Source organism: Saccharothrix sp. NBAS 001, from assembly GCF_056640475.1.
In genome coordinates, this window is record NZ_CM153251.1 from 3,488,617 (window position 1) to 3,506,298 (window position 17,682).

At 72.2% G+C, this 17,682-nt stretch carries 15 protein-coding genes; 2 read left to right on the top strand and 13 right to left on the bottom strand.

What is annotated here, in order from left to right; all coding sequences use genetic code 11:
- Positions 1-3: 3 nt before the first annotated feature.
- Both AC0HI0_RS14800 and AC0HI0_RS14805 read right to left on the bottom strand, forming a co-directional pair.
- On the bottom strand, positions 4-1,629 hold the full coding sequence (locus AC0HI0_RS14800; protein ID WP_480932923.1) for an ABC transporter substrate-binding protein: 1,626 nt from the start codon (positions 1,627-1,629) through the stop codon (positions 4-6).
- A 19-nt stretch (positions 1,630-1,648) separates the two neighbouring features.
- Entirely contained in the window at positions 1,649-2,662 is a 1,014-nt protein-coding gene (locus AC0HI0_RS14805; RefSeq protein ID WP_480932924.1) for an Lrp/AsnC family transcriptional regulator, read from the bottom strand.
- A 534-nt stretch (positions 2,663-3,196) separates the two neighbouring features.
- On the opposite strand from AC0HI0_RS14805, the gene AC0HI0_RS14810 reads away from it, so the two are divergent.
- The gene (locus AC0HI0_RS14810; RefSeq protein WP_480932925.1) at positions 3,197-3,742 is read left to right on the top strand and encodes an RICIN domain-containing protein; all 546 of its coding nucleotides are present in this window, start codon (positions 3,197-3,199) and stop codon (positions 3,740-3,742) included.
- 173 nt (positions 3,743-3,915) lie between these two features.
- A complete protein-coding gene (locus AC0HI0_RS14815; RefSeq protein WP_480934303.1) occupies positions 3,916-4,551 on the top strand; it encodes a hypothetical protein in 636 nt (211 codons plus the stop codon).
- 23 nt (positions 4,552-4,574) lie between these two features.
- On the opposite strand, the gene AC0HI0_RS14820 is transcribed toward AC0HI0_RS14815, so the two are convergent.
- The 11 genes from AC0HI0_RS14820 to AC0HI0_RS14870 all read right to left on the bottom strand — a co-directional run bounded on the left by AC0HI0_RS14820 (position 4,575) and on the right by AC0HI0_RS14870 (position 17,481).
- On the bottom strand, positions 4,575-5,705 hold the full coding sequence (locus AC0HI0_RS14820; protein WP_480932926.1) for a hypothetical protein: 1,131 nt from the start codon (positions 5,703-5,705) through the stop codon (positions 4,575-4,577).
- On the bottom strand, positions 5,702-7,930 hold the full coding sequence (locus tag AC0HI0_RS14825) for a hypothetical protein (RefSeq protein ID WP_480932927.1): 2,229 nt from the start codon (positions 7,928-7,930) through the stop codon (positions 5,702-5,704). The genes AC0HI0_RS14820 and AC0HI0_RS14825 overlap by 4 nt, the downstream gene beginning before the upstream one ends.
- Positions 7,927-8,640 (bottom strand): nucleotidyl cyclase domain-containing protein, encoded by a 714-nt coding sequence (locus tag AC0HI0_RS14830; RefSeq protein WP_480932928.1) that lies wholly within the window; start codon positions 8,638-8,640, stop codon positions 7,927-7,929. Before AC0HI0_RS14830 ends, AC0HI0_RS14825 begins: the two co-directional genes overlap by 4 nt.
- 1 nt (position 8,641) lies before the next feature.
- Entirely contained in the window at positions 8,642-9,385 is a 744-nt protein-coding gene (locus AC0HI0_RS14835; protein WP_480932929.1) for a protein DA1, read from the bottom strand.
- A 2-nt stretch (positions 9,386-9,387) separates the two neighbouring features.
- Positions 9,388-10,335, bottom strand: a complete 948-nt coding sequence (locus AC0HI0_RS14840) for a hypothetical protein (RefSeq protein ID WP_480932930.1) — start codon at positions 10,333-10,335, stop codon at positions 9,388-9,390.
- Positions 10,332-11,297: a protein phosphatase 2C domain-containing protein gene (locus tag AC0HI0_RS14845; RefSeq protein ID WP_480932931.1), complete on the bottom strand. Its 966-nt coding sequence runs from the start codon at positions 11,295-11,297 to the stop codon at positions 10,332-10,334. The genes AC0HI0_RS14840 and AC0HI0_RS14845 overlap by 4 nt, the downstream gene beginning before the upstream one ends.
- Positions 11,297-12,010, bottom strand: coding sequence for a vWA domain-containing protein (locus AC0HI0_RS14850; protein ID WP_480932932.1), 714 nt, complete (start codon positions 12,008-12,010; stop codon positions 11,297-11,299). Before AC0HI0_RS14850 ends, AC0HI0_RS14845 begins: the two co-directional genes overlap by 1 nt.
- A 14-nt stretch (positions 12,011-12,024) precedes the next feature.
- Complete coding sequence (locus AC0HI0_RS14855) at positions 12,025-13,635, bottom strand: DUF4407 domain-containing protein (protein WP_480932933.1); 1,611 nt, start codon at positions 13,633-13,635, stop codon at positions 12,025-12,027.
- On the bottom strand, positions 13,632-15,050 hold the full coding sequence (locus AC0HI0_RS14860) for a hypothetical protein (RefSeq protein WP_480932934.1): 1,419 nt from the start codon (positions 15,048-15,050) through the stop codon (positions 13,632-13,634). Before AC0HI0_RS14860 ends, AC0HI0_RS14855 begins: the two co-directional genes overlap by 4 nt.
- Before the next feature lie 516 nt (positions 15,051-15,566).
- Positions 15,567-16,823 carry a signal peptidase I gene (locus AC0HI0_RS14865; protein WP_480932935.1) on the bottom strand — a complete coding sequence of 419 codons (1,257 nt, stop codon included), beginning with the start codon at positions 16,821-16,823 and terminating at the stop codon, positions 15,567-15,569.
- Between the two features lie 79 nt (positions 16,824-16,902).
- Positions 16,903-17,481, bottom strand: coding sequence for a hypothetical protein (locus tag AC0HI0_RS14870; RefSeq protein ID WP_480932936.1), 579 nt, complete (start codon positions 17,479-17,481; stop codon positions 16,903-16,905).
- Positions 17,482-17,682 lie beyond the last annotated feature (201 nt).

The window sequence follows — 17,682 nt, forward strand, 5'->3', positions numbered from 1 at the left end:
GCGTCACGCCGTCGCCCGGACGCGGAGGATCCAGGTGCCGTCGAGGATGTCGGACTGGTCGACCGGTTCCGAGAAGGTGAACCCCTTGCCGAGCGCGACCACGAAGTTCGGCGCGTACAGCGGGATGTAGGGCAGCTGCTCGGCGACCTGGCCGAGCACCGACCGGGTGGCCGCCCACCGCGCGTCGCGGTCGACCGAGCCGGTGAGCGCCTTGACGTCCTCCTCGATCTTCGGGGTGGTCCAGTTGGCCAGGTTCAGGCCCGGCGCGGCGATGCCCGCCTGCCCCACCACCCGGGGCAGCACCGCGTTCGGGTCGGGGATGGTGGCGATCAGCTGCATCGACTGGATGCCCGGGGTGTCGTGCGCGAACACCCGCTTCGCCCACACCTCGGGCGATTCCGGCTTCGGCGTGATCGTGACGCCGAGTTCCTTCATGTTCTCCTGGAGGTTGAGGATCGTCGGCTCCGCCCACGGCGAGCTGGTGGTGTAGGGGATGGTCACCTCGAACCCGCCCGGCGTCGCGGACTGGGCCAGTTCGGACTTCGCCTTGGCCTTGTCCAGGTCGTACTGCGGCAGGGTTTCCAGGAAGCCCTTGGCCGTGTCGGCGGACCCGGCGACGCTCTCCAGCAGGGTCTGCGGCACCAGGCCGCGCAGCACCACGCCGTTGGCCCCGTAGACCGCGCGGGACACACCCTGCCGGTCGATCGAGTAGGCGACCGCGCGCCGCGCGTGGATGTCGTTGAACGGCGGCTGCGACGTGTCCAGCGTCAGGTAGCTGGTCACGTTGGCGGGCAGCTGGACGGTCTGCGCCCCGGAGATGCCGTTCCACTGCGCGATCTGCTTGACGTTGGTGACCTGGGCGCCGTTGATCGAGTTCGAGCGCATCGCCAGCTGGCCGGTGTTGTCGTCCTTGATCGGGACGAACGAGACGGCCTTGGCCTTGGTCGGGTTGTTCGGGTACTTGGCGTTGCGCTCCAACAGGATCTTGTCCGGGCCGCTGGACTTGAACACGTACGGCCCGGTGCCCACGGGCAGCCCGGACGACGTGCCCAGCCCCGCGCCGGCCGCCTCGGCGACCTTCTTCGACTGCACGTAGGAGATCACCGCGAGGTTGTCGCGCGCCGTGGGGTCGGCGAACTTCAGCTTGACCGTGACCGTCGTCGGCGCGGTCGCGGTGATGCTGTCGATGCTCTTGACCCGCCCGGCGGTCTGCGCGCCGGCCTTGGCGTCGGTCACGTGCTGCAGGCTCCACACCACGTCGTCGGCGGTCAGCGCGGTGCCGTCGGAGAACTGCGTGCCGGGCGCGAGTTCGTAGACGATGGACGTCGGGTCGGGCTGGCTGACCTTGGCCGCGAGCGCGGGGCGGAACGTGCCGTCGTTCGACACCCGTTCCAGCGGTTCGGTCACCAGGCTGATGACCTGCTGGGTGTTGACCGTCGCGTCCTTGGCCAGGTCCAGCGACACCGGGAGCTGCTGCAACGCCCAGACGAAGCTGTCGAACTCGGTCTCCACGCCGGCCGCGGCGGTGGTGCCGGGACCGTCGCCACCGCCCGCGCACGCCGTCACGAGCAGGCCCGCGACCGCCGCCGCGGCGGCGATCTTCCGTCTGCGCTTGTCGAGAATCGTCATTGTTTCTCCTTCTGCGGCACTACTCGCCGGACGGGCCGGGCACTTCGACGGGGAGGAAGGCCCGTTTGAGGGTCCGGATGTTGATCGACACCCGGGTGCCGCGCACACCCGGCAGGTTGCCGAGCACCTCGCTGCGGAACCGGAACAGGTCGGCCTGGGCGGGCATGATCAGCTCCACCAGCAGGTCGCTGTCCCCTGCGGTGGCCGCCACGTACCGCACCTCCGGACGCGCCACCAGCGCCCGCACCGCGCCCGCCAGGGCGGAAGGCGCGAGGTCGACCCAGACGAACGCCTGGACGTGGAAGCCGAGTAACTCGGCGTCCACCAGCGTCATCGGGTGCAGCCGACCGGCCGCGATGAGCGCGTCGGTGCGGCGGCGCACCGCGGATTCGCTCAACCCGGTCGCCTGGGCCAGGTCGGCGAAGCTCATCCGGCCGTCGACCCGCAGCAGTTCCGCGATGGACTCCTCCACCGGGTCCAGCGGCAGCGGCTCGTCGTCCGCCGCCAGGTCCAGCAGCGGCAGGCGCACGCCGGGGATGTCGGCGACCAGCGAGTGACTCCAGTCCACAGTGGACTTGAACTCGCGCAGCACCGGTTCCGACATCGACTCGAACGTGGCGTCGACCCCGGTGAGCGTGTCCAGCAGGATCGTCGCCAGGTCCGACGTGGACGGGGTGATGAACTCCGCGAGCAGCCCGTGGCGCCCGGTCAGCACGGCGACCATGCGCACGTCCGCCCTGGCGACCAGGTGGTCGGCCAGCGTCCGCAGCGACTTGTTGGTGACCGCGAAGTACACCGTCACCGGGAACCCCTGCCCGGTGCGGATCGAGTCCACCACGACGGTCGTGCGCAACGCGCCGGACGTGGTCAGCGCCCGGACCCGGCGGGCCACCGTGGACTCGGAGCTGTCCACGGCCTTGGCCAGGTCACGCCAACTCACCCGGGGGTTGGCCTGGAGGGCCGCGGCCAACCGCGCGTCCAGGGACGCGTGCTCCCACCACCCGCCGGGCGTCGGACCGTCTGGTGAACTCATGCGAGCACCGTACGCAGCATGACGGTATCCGTCCATACTCGACACCAAGTTGATGAGATCCGCACCTGACCGCCGTCTCCGTGACGTTCTCGGCGCGCGGTGGCGGCCGCGCGGCGGGTCGGGCGCGCCGCCGGCGACCACCGCGACGGCAGCGGTGCGCACGGGCACCGGCCGGCGACCACGGGGACCCGGACCGGTGCGCGGGACATCCCCGCGCACCATTCGGCCGGACCGGAACACCCCGCCCGTCGACCAGCGCATTCAATTACGGACTCGCGGAAACTCCCGGACGGGGCGACCCGCCGGAAACCGTCACAACGCACTGCATCGGACACCGACACTCGACTGGAATTGTTGCAAATAATGTGAAATTCCTGGCCCCGGAACAGCCTCTCACTCGATCGGCGGCTATCGCGGCAAAGGCCGGGGCGGGGACCGTTGTCCCGTTGCCCGAAGCGCCGGGGAGGGCGCGGGAGCGGGATTCCCGATCCAATCGGTGCGCTTGCACCTCGGCAATCGATCGATAGGTGAAGCATGAGCGCGATAGCGAAGCTGTGCACGTTGGCCATTGCCGTTTTCGCGGTGTTGGCGGGCCTGACGGGCGTTTCGTCCGCAGCGGGGGCGGGCGATTCCCCGATCCAGCGCCCGACCTCGGACGTGGGCGCGCCGGCCTACGGCCCGATCCACACCAGGCTGAACAACCGATGTCTCGACGCGGACGCCAACACGCTGCCCAACAACGGCACGAAGGTGCAGCTCTGGGACTGCAACGGGACGAGCCAGCAGGGGTGGGGTCTCCAGGCCATCGGCGGCAACTGGTTCTACATCCACATCGAGTGGTCGGACAAGTGCCTCGACGCGGACGCCAACAACGGCGGCAACGGCACCACGGTCCAGATCTGGGACTGCAACAACTCCCCCCAGCAGAGGTGGCACCTGACCTCCGACGGTGCCACGGCGAGGTTCACCAACGGACTGACCGGCGCCCGCTGCCTGGACGCGGACGCCAACAACGGGGGCAACGGCACCAGGGTCCAACTGTGGGACTGCAACAATTCCGCCCAACAGGGCTGGTGGTGACCGGGCAGGTGACCGGGAGCGCCGGGGCCGACCCCCGGCGCTCGCCCCGTCGTTTCCGCCGTCGATTCGCCGGTTGCGGCGGCACAACCGGGCACCGTGGAAGAATGGTGAACCATGACCAGACTTCCCGGAGTCCCCCGCACCGGCACCGCACCGCGTTCGTCCCGGGTCTGATGACGGGCGAGCAGACCGCACGGCGGATCGACGTCGGCCGACTTCCCGAAGAACTCGTGGCGCTGATCGACGCGCTCGGTCCCGGCGAGGACGTGCTCATCACGCGCGACGGCAGGCCGATCGCGACGATATCCGGCGAATCCGGCCCGTTCCACACCGCCGGCGTCGTCGATCCCGGACGCCGGGAGGGCCAGGCCGCCGAACACCCGTCACCGGTCTACGAGAACGTGACGGTCGTGGCCACCGCGATGAAGTTGTCGGCCTCCGCCCGCGCCTCGCTGTCCGCCCGACTCGGCCCGGACTACGTGGTGCTGGACATGAACGCGGCCCCCGACAGCGCCGACGTAGTGCTGATCCCGGCGGTCAGCCCCCAGCTGATCGCGATCCTGCGCTCGCGGTTCCCGAAAGCCCGCGTGGTCATCGCGGAAATCGAGGACGAGGAACTCGGCATCAGCTACCTCGGCCCGGTCCGGCGCCTCCTCGACGCCGGTGCCGACCTGTACGTGCCACCCACCACGGTGCCGCGCCTCGCCCGGCAACTGGACCACGCCATGACCGAACTGCGCCAGATCACCGGCCGCACCACGACACCCCTGACCATCGAAGCGCCGCGCCCGCCCGCCGAGGACGACTGACCCGCCCGCACGCGGGTCCGGGCTCACGCGTCATCGTCGTCGTCATCGTCGAGGTCGTCGGAGTCCTCCGCGCCCAACAGGTCGACCGCGCTCAACGGCGTGGCGGCCGGCGCGGACCCGGCGACCGCGCCCAGCGGCCCGCCGCCCGGCAGGGACGACTGCTTCTCGCCGAAGTCGATCGCGAAGGGCGTGTCGGACAGGCCGTTCGCGATCACCGCGGTGGCCTTCGCCATGATGTCGGCGACGTTGCCCCGGCTGACCAGACCGTTCTCCAGCAACGAGTTGAGCAGCCCGCGCGCGCCCTCGAAGTCCAGCCGGCGCTGCTGCATGAACAGCGCGATGACCTCGTTGACCTGGTTGGGGTTGGCGGCCAGCTTCAGCCCGATCAGGTTCATCTCGTCGTTCTTGATGGCGTCGGCGTAGAACTCCATCTCCGCCCGCTTCATCGCCAGCTCGTGCTCCTGCTGCTGCCGCTGCCGCTGCAGCTCGAACGCCGCGCGCTGGGCCTCCAGGTCCAGCTTCGCCCGCTGCTCGGCCGCGCGCAGGTCGAGGTCCGCCTGGGTCGCCTCGTTCTCCCGCCGCCGCGCCGCGAGCGCGCGGGTGTGCTCCTTGCGCCGGCGCACCTCGGCCGCCGTGCTGTCGTCCAGGCTGAGCGCCACACCGCAGTCCAGCAGCTTCACGCCCTGGGACAGCGTCTGCTTGCCGGCGAACCCGAAGACCTGGTGCACCTCCTGCTCGGCGGTGGCGACCTCCTCGATCGCGTGCTGGACCGTGATCTCCCGCAGCTTCTTGGTCACGTAGGACTTCACGATGAACTCGATGTCGGTCAGGTTCGTCTTCACCGCCTCGACCGGGTCGCTGATCTGCCACGACGCGGTGACGTGCGCGACGAAGCTGTACGCCCGCTCGGCGCTGGGCACCCGCAGCGCCAGGTTGCGGTTGACCACCGAGGTGTCCACCAGGAACACCGCGCGCAGGCCCGCGCCGTCGCCCAGGCCGAGCTGGTGGGTCAGGTGGTGGTACTTGCCGTGCCGGTCCAGGTAGACCGTCGCCTGGTCGGACCGGGGTACCGGCCGCTTCTTCAGCAGCTCCGAGTACTTCAGGTCCACCCGGGTCACCAACGGCGTGGTGTGGCTGGGGTTCCGGTTGATCACGGTCGGTTCTCCTCTTCGTCCAGTGCGGCGAGCAGGTCGGCGACGGCGTCGCGGGGCCCGTTGCGCGCGCGGGCCCAGTCCTCCAGGTAGAAGCGGAGCGTCACCGGGTCGCCGGTGCCGCGCACAAGGTCGGCGAACAGCCTGCCCAGCGGCGCGCGCTGGGTGGGGTCGCGCTGCGCGGTCTTCACCCAGCGGCGGAACACGTCGAGCATCTCGTGCAGGTAGAACGGGGCTTCCAGGGCTCGGGCGACGAGCGTGACGACCGCCTCGCGCCGGGTCACCCGGCGCGGGCCGACGGCCACCCGGTCCGCCCGCGCGGTGCCGCGCCGGTCGACCTCGGCCACCCACAGCAGGCCCGGCCACGGCTCGGTGCTGCCGTCCTCGGACACCTGGAGGTAGACGCTGAGCTGCACCACGCAGATCAGCGCGGTGGCCCGGGCCGCGGGCTTCGTCGACACCGACCACTTGATCAGCTCGCCGAGCACCGCGTCCAGCTTGTCGTGCTCCACCACCAGGTTCGTGATGGCGTCGGCGATGGCGATCACCATGGCCGGGGTCTCGGTGTCGGAGGCCTTGCGCAGCCGCTTGAGCGACTCGGCCGTCGTCATGATCGGCAGCACGCCCAGCACCGCGACCGCCGCGACCCGCCGACCGGTCACCCGGGCGCCCTGGAGCCACTGGTCGATCATGCGGGCCAGCAGCGGCTGCAACTCGGGCTGCATCGCGGGCAGCCGCAACGCGCCGATCACCGCGTGGCGCTCCCACGCGCCGTTCTCGTCGGCCCAGCGCTCGATGACGTACCGGCGGGTGTGCTCGAACGCCGACAGGCTCAGCAGCCCGACCGCGACGCCGACCCGGAAGCGCACGTTGCGGTCCGGCGAGCTGCCCTGCTCGCACAGCCAGTCGCGCACCACGGCGTGCGCCTCCGGGTACTCCAGCCAGATGTGTTCGAGCACCCGGCGCGGCCGGTGCGGGTCGCGGTAGCGGACCACCTCGACGGCGAGGCTGCCCAGGTCGCCGTCCTCCAGCCGGGTGGTGATCTCGGCTTCCATCTGCTCGGCCAGCGACAGCGTGCGCACCGCGAACACCTTGCGGGCCCGGTCCCGGAAATCGGGCACCTCGGCCGCCTGGATGGCCTTGGCGAGCTTCGTCGCGTTCTCCGCGACGGTGGCCAGCGGCAGGCCGTCGAAGACCGCGAGCCCGATCGCGAACGCCCGGTGGTCGTTGTCGGTCAGCCCCTCGAACCACTCGCGGAAACCCGACTCGGCGTGCGCGGTGTAGCGCTGCCGGACGTCGGCCACCTCGCGCTCGCCGAGCACCACCTGGCACAGGCCGCGCCCGAACTCGGCCAAGTCGTGCGCGCGCAGCGACCGGCCCACGACCTCCTCGACCAGTTCGGCGAACTCGGCGAAGTCGGCGAGGTCCTGCCGGGGTTTGCCCGCCCGGCGCAGCCCGTCCCGGAAGTGGCTGTGCACCAGCTCCCGGTCGTCCACCCGCGCCGCGCAGTCGACCAGGAACTCGTCGATCTCGCGGTCCCGCAACGGGGTGTGCGCGGAGACCAGGACGACCATCCGCGCGCCCGCCGCGTCCAGCCGCCGCTTCCACTGGTCGAGCACGAACGCCGACAGCGACGCCGCCTGCCCGACGTCCAGCGCCTCCAGCAGGTAGCCGTGGTCGACGGCCAGTTCGATCGGGGTGGACGGCACGCGCAGGTCGATGTCCGGGCTGAGCTTCTCCACGCCCCGGGCGCACTCCCGGCCCAGCAGGTGCAGCGCGGTGGCGGTGCGCCCCCAGCCGGAGGAGGCGCGCAGCAGCAGGATCCGGTTGTCCCGCAACCGCTCCTTCAGGTCGCGGTAGTTCTCCGGGGCCACGTAGGTGGCGGTGATCGAGTCCAGCGCGTCGCGCGCGATGGGGCCGGTGGGCACCGAGCCGTGCCCGCCGGGTCCGCGCGTCGAGCCGGCTTCGACCAGGCCGATCGTGTTGGCCAGGAACACGTTGCCGACGGTGCCGCGCTCGCCGAGCAGAGCGGCGACCGCGTCCTCCAGCGCACGGCTGTTCTGGTGCAGGTGGCGCGCCTTGGAGGGGTCGGTCGCGGTCGCCTTCGCGTTCTGGGCGTCCTCCTCGGGCGGGTCCGGCGCCGGGTCGGGCTTGGCGTCCTCCGGCTTCGCCTCGGCCGCCTCGGACTCGGGTTCCCGCTCCTCGTCGGCGGGCCGCTCGTCGCTCACCGCCCGCTCCCGAAGTAGCTGCGCGCGTCGATGGACGGCACCGACTGGGCGTTGACCACCGTGCCGATCGAGTTCCCGGTGAACGTCACGGCCACGCCGGCGGCGGCGTCCGGCGCGGCGGCTTCCGGCTCGGCGGCGGGCAGCGGCGGCGTCACGTACCCCGGCACGCGGGCCCACACCCGGCCGGTCGGCTCGTCCAGCGCGCGGTACGCGTCCGGGCGCAGCCCCCGGAACCCCTGGCGGACCACCGACCGGTAGACCTCGTCGGTGACCAGCAGGACCGCCTGCCCGTGCTCCGCCAGGCGCAGCACCTCCCGACCCCGCTCCGCCTCCGCCGCGCGGAACGCCGTCGTCATCGCCTCGCCGACCCAGCCGTGGCCGTCGCGCGAGACGAGTCCGAAGTGGACGGCGATGCGCAGCCGGGTCCACTCGGCCCGACCGCGCACGGCGTTGTGCGCGGCCAGTTCGCCCAGCACGGCCTCCACGAGGGTGTCCAGCACCGGCAGCACCTCGCAGTCGAACACGACGAGCACCCCGTCGCCGAGGTCGTCGATCCGGTGCGGCACCTCGTCGAACCCGGCCGCGCTCATCGCACGGCCCAGCGCGCCGTAGAGCGCGGCGCGCAACTCGGCCTTCTCCGGGTCGGTCCGGTCGCTCGAACGCTCCACGTCGACGACGAGGATCGAGCGGCTGACGGGTTGGATCTCCATGTCACCTGCTCCTCTGCGGTTGGTCTGCTCTGCCTCGCACCCCGGGCAACTCGCCGCGCGCGCAGACCGCGTCGAGCACGGCCGCGATGCCGTGCGCCACGACCGCGTCCCGCACCAGCCGGTAGCCCGCGCCGTACACCGGGTCCGCCGACTTCAGGGCGGCGTCGCGCAGCGCGTCGGCGAACGGGACGCGCTGCCGCTTGAGCCACGCGCCCGCGAACAGCTCGCACACGCCCTCCTCGACCACCGGCGGCAGCATCCGCGCACCGCGCTGGAACAGCCACGCGTGCCCTATCTCGTGCGCCACCGTCGCGCCGAAGTGCACCGGGGTGAGGCCGCGCGCGATCTCTATGCCGAGCACGCTGCTCTCCTCCTGCGAGGTCCTGGTGTGCGTGCGCCCGAGGCACAACGTGCTCGGGTCGGCGTTGATCGACTCCGGGTCGACGAGGGTCACCTTCACCCGCCGTTGCAGCCGGATGCCCAGCGCCGCCACGTCTTCGCGCACGCGCGGGATGTGGGCGCGGGCGGTCACCTGGTCCTCCACCGCCTGCCGCCGGCACGTGGGGCAGCGCACCGTGGACGCGGTGAACGCGGCCCAGCCGCCTTCCCCGACGTGGCGGGGCCGCCCGCACAGCGCGCACACGCCGTCCTGGGGGTGGCGGGCGCAGGTGGCCTCGCCTTGGAGGGACACCGCGTAGCGGCCCGTCGGCGGCCGGCGGCACACCGTGCACAGATCGGCGGACATGCTCAGCCCACCGGGATCCAGCGCCGGGTGCGCGGGTCCCGCCGCCACCCTCCGGTCACCTGCGCCGGTGGCGGTTCCGCCGGCGATCCGGGCGGCAGCAGCAGCGAGTCGAAGTACCGGCCCCACTCCTGCGCGCCGGGCCGCAGCGCGGGATCGTCGCCCAGCGCGGCGCGCAGCAGCCGCGTGCCCTCGTCGGGCAGCACGCCCTCCAGCCGCGCCGGGTCGCGGGTGGTCGACGCGAACGGGCCGGGGGTGAGGCAGCGCAGCACGAACAGCCCGAACTTGTAGCGGTCGGTGGGCTGGTTCAGGGTGTCCTCGGGCGGTTCCCAGTCCGGCGCGTTGAGCTGGCGCACCACCGCGACCGCGCCCTTGATCCGGATCGCATCGCAGTCGACCAGCATCACGCACGGCCGCCGCACCAGCTGGAACACCGCGTTCTTCGGGTTGATGTCGCCGACCACCAGGTCCGCGCGGTGCAGCAGGTGCAGCGCGAGCGCGAAGTCCCGGCACACCAGCAGCCGGCCCGCCAGGCCCGGTACCGGCATCCCCAGCCGCAGCGACCGCTCCGGGTCCACGAACAGGTGCTGCACCTCCCGCAGGGACCTGGCCGGCGCACCGCTGGGCATGAGCCGGTCCTCGAAGTACCACTCGGGGATCAGCCGCATGAGCACGCCGAGCACGACGCCGTGCTCCTCGACCGTGCGCACCGGCCACGCGGTCGACAGGTCGAGCCGCAGCCGGGTGTCCTCGTCCATGCGCAACCGGCGGCGGACCACCGAGGCCAGCCCGTGCGGCGGTGCGTGCCCGGCCTTGTACTGCTTGTAGACCAAGGGCCCCGGCACGTCGGGCAACGCCGCGTGCGGCACGCTGAACACCCTCGCCTGGCCGCCGGACCCGAGCAGCGCGCCCAACGGCCCGATCTCGGCGAGGGTGACGGCGTGCTCGGTCACGCGCGCGCCACCGGCCAGAACGCGACCGCGGTGCGGTCGTCGTCGAAGCTCTTGCGGGCGAAGCCCACCTGGGCGGCGAAGTCCAGCGCCGAGGCGGGCGGCGCGGCCCACGCGTCGGCGAGGAACGCGCCGACCGCGCCGGTGCCGTGCCCGAGCGGGTCCCCGACGCCGTCGGTGACGACGATCAGCACCTCCCCCGGCGCGATGGTGGTCCGCACCGGGACCGGGTCGGCGGCCAGCGGCACCGGCAGCGCGTGCACCGAGCCCGTGTACAGGTCCGCCCCGTCGTTCTTCACCGCCGCCTGCGGTTCCCACCGGCCGCCCTCGCGCAGCACCCACGCCGAGGTGTCCCCGATCGACACCAGGTGCACCGGGTGCGCGCCGTCGACCGGCCGGAGGTCGACCACGGCGTACAGGACGGTGGTCGCCAGGTGGTCGGCGACCTCGCGCAGGTCGGCGTCCTCGCGGCCCAGCATGTCGCGGCCCCGCCGCTCGATCCGGTTCGCGACGCCCCGCACGAACGTGCCCCACGGGAACCGCTCCGGTTCCGCCGACGCCAGCGCCGACGCCAGCTTCTCGGTCGCCCACCGGGCCGCGAGGATCGCGGCCTTGTGCGACATCGGACCGGACGACACCCCGTCGGCGACGCCGATGACGAAGTAGCGGCCGTCGTCGGTGCGCCGGATGCCGTACTCGTCCTGCCGCACGCGCCCGTAGTGCCGGTGCGACAACCCGCGCACGCTCGCCGCGCGCACCTCGGCGATCGGCTTCTTCGGCCCGTCCAGCAGCGCGAAGCCGTCCAGCACGGTGTCCCGGCGGTCCCAGCCGGCCGGGTCCGGCACCGGGACGACCTTGGCCGCCGCCCGGCCCGGGTCGCCGACCTCGTAGGGCCGCACCTCGCCGCGCCAGTCCGGCGCGGGCGCGGCGGGCGGGTCGGCCACGGGTTCGGTCGTGGTCTCCATCAGACGAAGTCGTCCGACGAGTGCGCGGTGATGCCGGCCGGCAGGTCGTTGCGGTCGGGCAGCAGCAGCCCGGAACCGCCCTGCGCCATGCTCTGCCCGGAGGCCAGCATGCTGGAGATCAGGACCTCGGCGATGGCCGCGATGGCGTCGGCCGGGTTCTGGCCCTGCCCCATCAGGTACAGCTGCATGGCCTTGGGTCCCGAGGCCGGGTGGATGAGGGTGGCCAGCGTCGCCGGGTCGGCCTCGTCCACGCCGCAGGGCACCAGGTTCGGGTAGGTCGGGAAGTTCTCGGTGAGGTCGCGGAACGCCGCGCGCCACTCGTCGGCGTGGTCGGTGGGGATGCCGTCGCTGACGAAGAACACCGCCGGGCGGTGGACCATGAAGCCGTCCGCCTTGAGCTGCTTGACGTTGCTCTCGATCTCCGAGCGCAGCAGGCGGAACGCGGCGGCGTAGGAGGTCGCGCCGCGCACGGCGAGCGAGGGCAGGGTCACGTTGTCGTCGAGCAGGTCGCACAGCGGCAACCGGACCTGGGCGTCGCTGCCGAAGTCGATCACGCCGAAGCGGACCTTGTCCGACAGGATCGGCGCGTCGGCCAGCGCGTCGACCACCTGGGGCATGATCATGTTGGCCTGCTTGAGCTTGTCCCCGCTCATCGACAGCGAGACGTCGATGACGAGGTAGAACGGCAGGAGTTTGGCCTTGTCGCTCTCCACCTGGGAGTCTCCGTTCAGGGGTTGGGGCCGGTCGACGGCGTGCCGTTGACGCGCGCGCCGTGCGTGGGGGGAATCCGGACGGGCGGGAACCGCAGGGTGTCGGCGGCGTCCGCCGAAGGCCCGCCGGGCGCGGCGGAACCGTTGGGGGGTGCGGAGTTCGGGACGGTGCCCGGCACCACCAGGCCCGCCGAGCCGTTCGGGGTGGACGCGGCGGCGCCGCGCGGGCCGAAGGACGTGGCGCCGAACGGGGGCGTGCCGGTCGTCGGGTGGGACGGGCCGATCCTGGGCATCGGCGTGGTCGATTCGGGGTCGCCGGACCCCGCGTGCTGCCGGTACCAGCGGTGCAGCTCCTCCTTGGTGCGCTGCTCGGCCACCTTGCCCCACACGTCGATGGCGCTCGTCGCCATCTTCAACTGCTGGTCGGCCACGAGCTGGGTGGTGCGCGCGTGCGCGGTGGTCTGCGCGGCCAGCCGCTGGCGCTCGACGTCGGCCTGCTGGTCGGCGCGCGCCTCGGCGATGTCCCGGTCGCGGTCGGCCCACACCTTGTCGTCGTCGTCCGCGCCGTCGTCCGCGCGCCGCACCATCCGGTCGTAGAGCGTCTCCGGTCCCAGGCCCGACAGCAGCTTCGCGATCACCGGCAGCAGTTCGATGCAGAGGAACAGCAGGAACAGCGCCATGTGCGCCTGCGACCCGCTCTGCCGCCCGGCGGTGATCCGGTCCAGCGCCTCCAGCCGGGCGAGCAGGCCGGTGTCGGCCACCGTCGCGGAGTTGCCGCGCTTCTCCAGGTCCCCGCGCTCGGTGCGCAGCCGCTGGAGTTCGGCCTGCACCTGCGGCAGGCGGTTGCGGGCCTGCTCGGTCAGGTTGACCGCGCCGCTCTCCAGCCGACCGGTGACCTTCGCGGTGATGTCGTCCAGCTCCCGCTGCGCCTTGTCGCGCACGGTGCGGGCGTCGTCGGCGAGCCGCTTCTTCTGCCGGTACGACTCGCCGTCGCCGGGCACGCCGGTGCCGCACTTCCCGTCGAACTCGCACTGCGCCAGCGCGTTGGCGTCCAGGAACGCCTTCTCGGCGGTGTCCAGCTTGGACTTCGCGGCCTTGACGTCCGGGTCGTCGGACACCGTCGCGGTCGCCTGCCCGGAGACCACCGCCAGCAGCCGGGTCTCCTCGCCCTCCAGCTCGGTGATCTTGCGGTACGCCTCGTCGTACCGGCCCTGGTTGGCCTTGGTCGTCTCGGCCTGCATGGCGATCAGCTCGGAGTTGATCTCCGGCTCGAAGATCCTGAGCACCAGCGGCATCGAGATGATCGCGCCGATCACCGCGGCGAGCGCGATCCGGGGCAGCGCCGCGAGGATGTTCAGGAACAGCCCGTTGGCCCTGGTCATGGTGACGATCAGCAGCCGGTCCAGGTTGAAGATCACCACGCCCCAGGCCAGTCCGGCCCCCGCCGCCGCGTAGGCCGGCAGCTCCAGGATCGAGTGCAGGGCGAAGAACGCCGAGACGGCGGCGACGGTGGAGGTGCTGAGCAGGACACCGCCCATCGCGGCGTGCTTGTTCACGTCGCCGGGACTCTTCTGCAACACCGACATGCGGGCGCCGGCGAGTCTGGCGAGCGCCAGGGAAAGGCTCATCGGCCATCTCTTCCACGATCGGGGCCGCCCACGTCGAGGTTGAGGGCGGGCGTGTCGGACAACATCGCGTTCAGGTCGAGCGGGAACCGCGCGAGCCACGGGGCGGGCAGCTGCGGCAGCGGGACCACGTGCCCGCCGATGCCGGGCAGCGGCGGCAACGCGGCGACGACGGCGTGCGCGGCCGGACCGGGCACCGGCAGCAGCGGAGCGGCCGCGCCCCGACCCGGCCACGGGATCTCCGGCAGCGGGACCGGCAGCGACACCACCTCCGGCGCGGGCAGGACGGTCACCGGCCCGACCTCGCGCCGGTCCTCGCCGAGGTCGTTGAGCGCGCGCACCTCGATCGGGCCGGACGCGTCGGGGGTCACCGCCGTGCGGCCCCGCCCGGGGCGGCCGTCCACCCGGGCGGTCCGCGCGCCGGTGGTGATCTCGACGTGCCGGGCCTCCTGGGCCTCCCACTCCACGACCACCGGCTGCGCGGACAGGACGAGCGCCCGGTCCAGCCGCACCGCGCCGAGCACCGGCGGCGCGGCGGCCTGGCCGAGCACCCGTCGCAGGTAGCGGACCCACTCGGCGGCGGCCGGGCGGACGTTCTGGTCCCGGCCGAGCGCGCTGCGCAGCAGGTCCATGCCCTCGGCGTCGAGCACGCCCGCCGCGGCGGCCGGGTCCGTCGAGGTGGAGGAGAAGTGACCGGGCGTGAGGCACCGCAGCACGAACAGGCCGAGCTTGTACAGGTCGGTGGCGCGGTTGAGCACGCCGCCCTCGGGCGGCACCCAGTCGGGCGCGTCGAGCTGCCGCGTCCGGGACACCACGCCGCTCGGCCGGACGGCGTCGCAGTCCAGGAACATCACCATGGGCTCGGCGTCGAGCCGGAAGACCTCGTTCTTGGGGTTCACGTCCCCGAAGACGATCTTCAGCCGGTCGTGCAGGAACGCCAGCGCGGCGGCGAAGTCCCGGCAGATCCGCAGCCGCTGCTCCGGGGTCGGCACCGGTCTGCCGACGCGCAGGGCGCGCGCCTCGTCGATGAACAGGTTCTGCACCTCGCGCAGGACGCGCCGCTCGCCGGAGTTGCGCTGCACGAGGTCGAAGAACGGCCCGGGGATGCGCGGCATGAGCACGCCGACCGCCTGCTCCCCGGTCACCACGACGCGCACCGGCCACGCGGTCATCGCGTCGAGCCGGGCGCGCAGGTCGTCGGGCAGCGCGGTGCGCGCGGCCACGACGCGGCGCAGCGCCTCGGGCTGGGCGTGCACCGCGCGGTAGTGCTTGAACACCAGTTCGCCGCGCACGTCGGGCAGCCGGAACCCGGGCAGGTCGTACACCGTCGCCTCACCGCCACGGCCCAGCCGGGCACCCGGCGTGCCCAGGTCGGCGTGGTCCACGGATATGGAGGGGTCCGGACCGGAATTGCCCATGTCGTACCTCTTCAGCGGCCGTCGCTTAATCGTCCGAGCACGGGAACCCATTGCCTCGGGCCACAGCACGTCGGTCATCGACGGTCCCGTGCGGTCATCGAGCAATCAACTGGGCGGCGACGCTACCGCAATCGGGGCGGCGAGAATGCGGCTACGCGACGGGCTATCCGCAAAATTAGTGACAACCCGCGCGGCAAATCCGGAGAATACCGGGTTTCGCCGATCCACTGTTACCCGCGATCACACCCACGACATGGGAAAACGGCCTGAAAGGGGCTCATGTATAACGATTCGAACTCCGCGACTCGCCGACGGCGGGCCCACCCCCGATGGCGGTAACCGCTGACCGAACGTAAGCGCCCGGCCCGGCGCAATCCGTAACGCCGAAGTCGGACGGGTCGATATGCGCGTTCCGGCCGATCGGGTGCTTGCACCTTCAACGATTCTGCGGAACGGAAGCCATCAGTTGACAGGAAGTGCCGGCGCGAATAGGGGACGCCGGATCGGCGGCCCGGTTCAGCGGGCGTTGTAGTGGGCCTGGATCCGGGCCGCGGTCAGCGCCCCGGGGTAGAGCGCGACCTCGTCCAGCACGCCCTTGAACGGCTTGTCCGCCGGAGTGCCGTCCGGCCCGGCGAACGACAGGCGGGAGGCCGGGACGGTGAGCCCCGGCACGCGCAGCGGCGAGACCGGGCTCGGCTTGCCGTTGACGAACACCTGCGCGGAGGTCTCCGACACCGTGATGGCGACGTGCTGCCACGAGCCGTTGGTCAGGTAGCCCGAGCCGAGGGCCATCAGCTGGGTGGACGAGTTCTGCAGCAGGCCGATCTCGCCGCCGCGCAGCACGATCCGGTAGGTCGCCGCGCCGTTGGCCGCCACGAACTGGAACAGCGTGCTCTCCGAGGACGTGTAGTCGGCCTTGACGAACGCCTCCCACGTGAACACCGAGGGCACCGCGCGCACCGTCGTGGTCGCGAACCCCAGGCCGGTGTTCGACGGGAAGGCCACCGCCTTCTCCCCCGGTTCCGAGGTCAGCGCGCCGGGTGCCCCGTACTGCGGCGTGCCCCGGTACTCGGCGTGCCGGTTGTTGCCCGACGAGTCCGCGGCCCTCGGGCCGGCGGCGTCGTCGAGGCGGTAGTAGTACTGCGGCTGGTCGGCCAGCACGGCCGCCGGGTACCCGCTCAGCGCGGCGGTCCGCCAGCTCGCGGCGGTCGTGGTGGTGTCGGTGAAACCGGCCCGCGCCGTGGTCACGCCGACCGCGACCAGCACGACCAGCGCCGTCCCGGCGGCCACGGCCTGCCTGGCCGAACGCGGCCCCGGGCCGAACGCGCCGGCCGTGAGCAGCGACAGCGCGCCCGCCGTGGCGACGAGCGGCAGCCAGCGGCCCTCGCCGACCCAGGTGAGCGGGTAGCCGACCCACGGCACCCGCAGCCGCGCCAGGCCCAGCACGTCGTCGGCCGGGACCGGGGTGGGGTCCGGGTCGGCGTTCGCGTCGCCCTTGGTCGTCAACGTCCGGTCGGTGTTCACCGTGAGCACGCGGTGCAGGACCCTGCGGTCGTTCGGGCCGGGGTCGGTGAACAGGACGACCTGCCCGGCCGCGACCTCCTGCCCGGCGATCGGCGACGCCGCCACGACGTCGCCCCGGTCGACGCGCGGGGCCATCGAACCCGACACCACGGCGGTGCTGTGCCAGCCGATCAGCGGCGGCACCAGCGACCACAGCACGAGGCCGACCACGACGCCGAGCACCGCGCGGCAGACCGCCCGCCCGACCACGGCGGGCCAGGTGTCGGGGGTCTGCCGCGCGGTGCTCTCGCGGTGTCGGATGGTTCGGCCTCGCCTGTTCGGGGGACGGTCAGGACGTGGTCTCGGCGGCCCAGGTGAAGGTGACCCCGGTGTTCTTGCCCATCAGGCCGGTGGTGTCGCCGGTGGGGGCGAAGTTGTAGGCGATCCGGAAGGTCTTGGTGACCGAGCCCGGCGTCTGGTAGCCGAGCACGCCGTTGGAGTACGAGCCGATCGCGTCGAACGCGGCCAGCGTGCCGCTCCACTGCGCGTTCTGGTCCGGCGTGAAGGACGCGCCGGAGCCCGTGCCGCGCTGGATGTTCAGGGTGATGTTCTGCGCCAGGCTACCGGTCGGCTCGACCGGGGAGGTGGCGAACAGCCGGATGTCCGAGGCGTAGTCACCCGTGTAGGTGACAACGACGTCCTTGCTGCCCCCGGTGTTCGGCGCGAGCTTGTCGACCGCGAACACGGCCGTGCCCTCGTGGTCGTTGGTGAGGTTGATCGTGCCGGTGCTCCACGAGTTCGACTGGGTCGACGTCTGCGCGGTGAACGCGGCCTGCGACGCGAACAGCACGAGCACCCCGGACAGCAGGATTCCCAGCGGTGCCGCCGCGTAGCGGACGATGGCCTTGGTTCGCGTCGACTTCGTCATCACACTCTTTCCCTCCGAGGACCGGCGAAGCTCATCCTAAGTGGAGGAACACGCGGCGAAGCCGGTTCGTAGGCCAGGTCACCGGTGACGCGGCACACCGTGCTCCGGAACACTACGCCGCAGCTTTCCTTACATGATCACGAATTCACGGCAGAAGTCGATCTACAGTGGACGGTGACACCGCCAGGGTGCGCGTCGTCC

What these genes read in the sequence shown, in the direction of transcription:
- AC0HI0_RS14860 (WP_480932934.1), bottom strand. Translation starts at nt 15,050, where the DNA reads ATGGGCAATTCCGGTCCGGACCCCTCCATATCCGTGGACCACGCCGAC.
- AC0HI0_RS14810 (WP_480932925.1), top strand. Translation starts at nt 3,197, where the DNA reads ATGAGCGCGATAGCGAAGCTGTGCACGTTGGCCATTGCCGTTTTCGCG.
- AC0HI0_RS14855 (WP_480932933.1), bottom strand. Translation starts at nt 13,635, where the DNA reads ATGAGCCTTTCCCTGGCGCTCGCCAGACTCGCCGGCGCCCGCATGTCG.
- AC0HI0_RS14805 (WP_480932924.1), bottom strand. Translation starts at nt 2,662, where the DNA reads ATGAGTTCACCAGACGGTCCGACGCCCGGCGGGTGGTGGGAGCACGCG.
- AC0HI0_RS14845 (WP_480932931.1), bottom strand. Translation starts at nt 11,297, where the DNA reads ATGGAGACCACGACCGAACCCGTGGCCGACCCGCCCGCCGCGCCCGCG.
- AC0HI0_RS14830 (WP_480932928.1), bottom strand. Translation starts at nt 8,640, where the DNA reads ATGGAGATCCAACCCGTCAGCCGCTCGATCCTCGTCGTCGACGTGGAG.
- AC0HI0_RS14815 (WP_480934303.1), top strand. Translation starts at nt 3,916, where the DNA reads ATGACGGGCGAGCAGACCGCACGGCGGATCGACGTCGGCCGACTTCCC.
- AC0HI0_RS14835 (WP_480932929.1), bottom strand. Translation starts at nt 9,385, where the DNA reads ATGTCCGCCGATCTGTGCACGGTGTGCCGCCGGCCGCCGACGGGCCGC.
- AC0HI0_RS14800 (WP_480932923.1), bottom strand. Translation starts at nt 1,629, where the DNA reads ATGACGATTCTCGACAAGCGCAGACGGAAGATCGCCGCCGCGGCGGCG.
- AC0HI0_RS14870 (WP_480932936.1), bottom strand. Translation starts at nt 17,481, where the DNA reads ATGACGAAGTCGACGCGAACCAAGGCCATCGTCCGCTACGCGGCGGCA.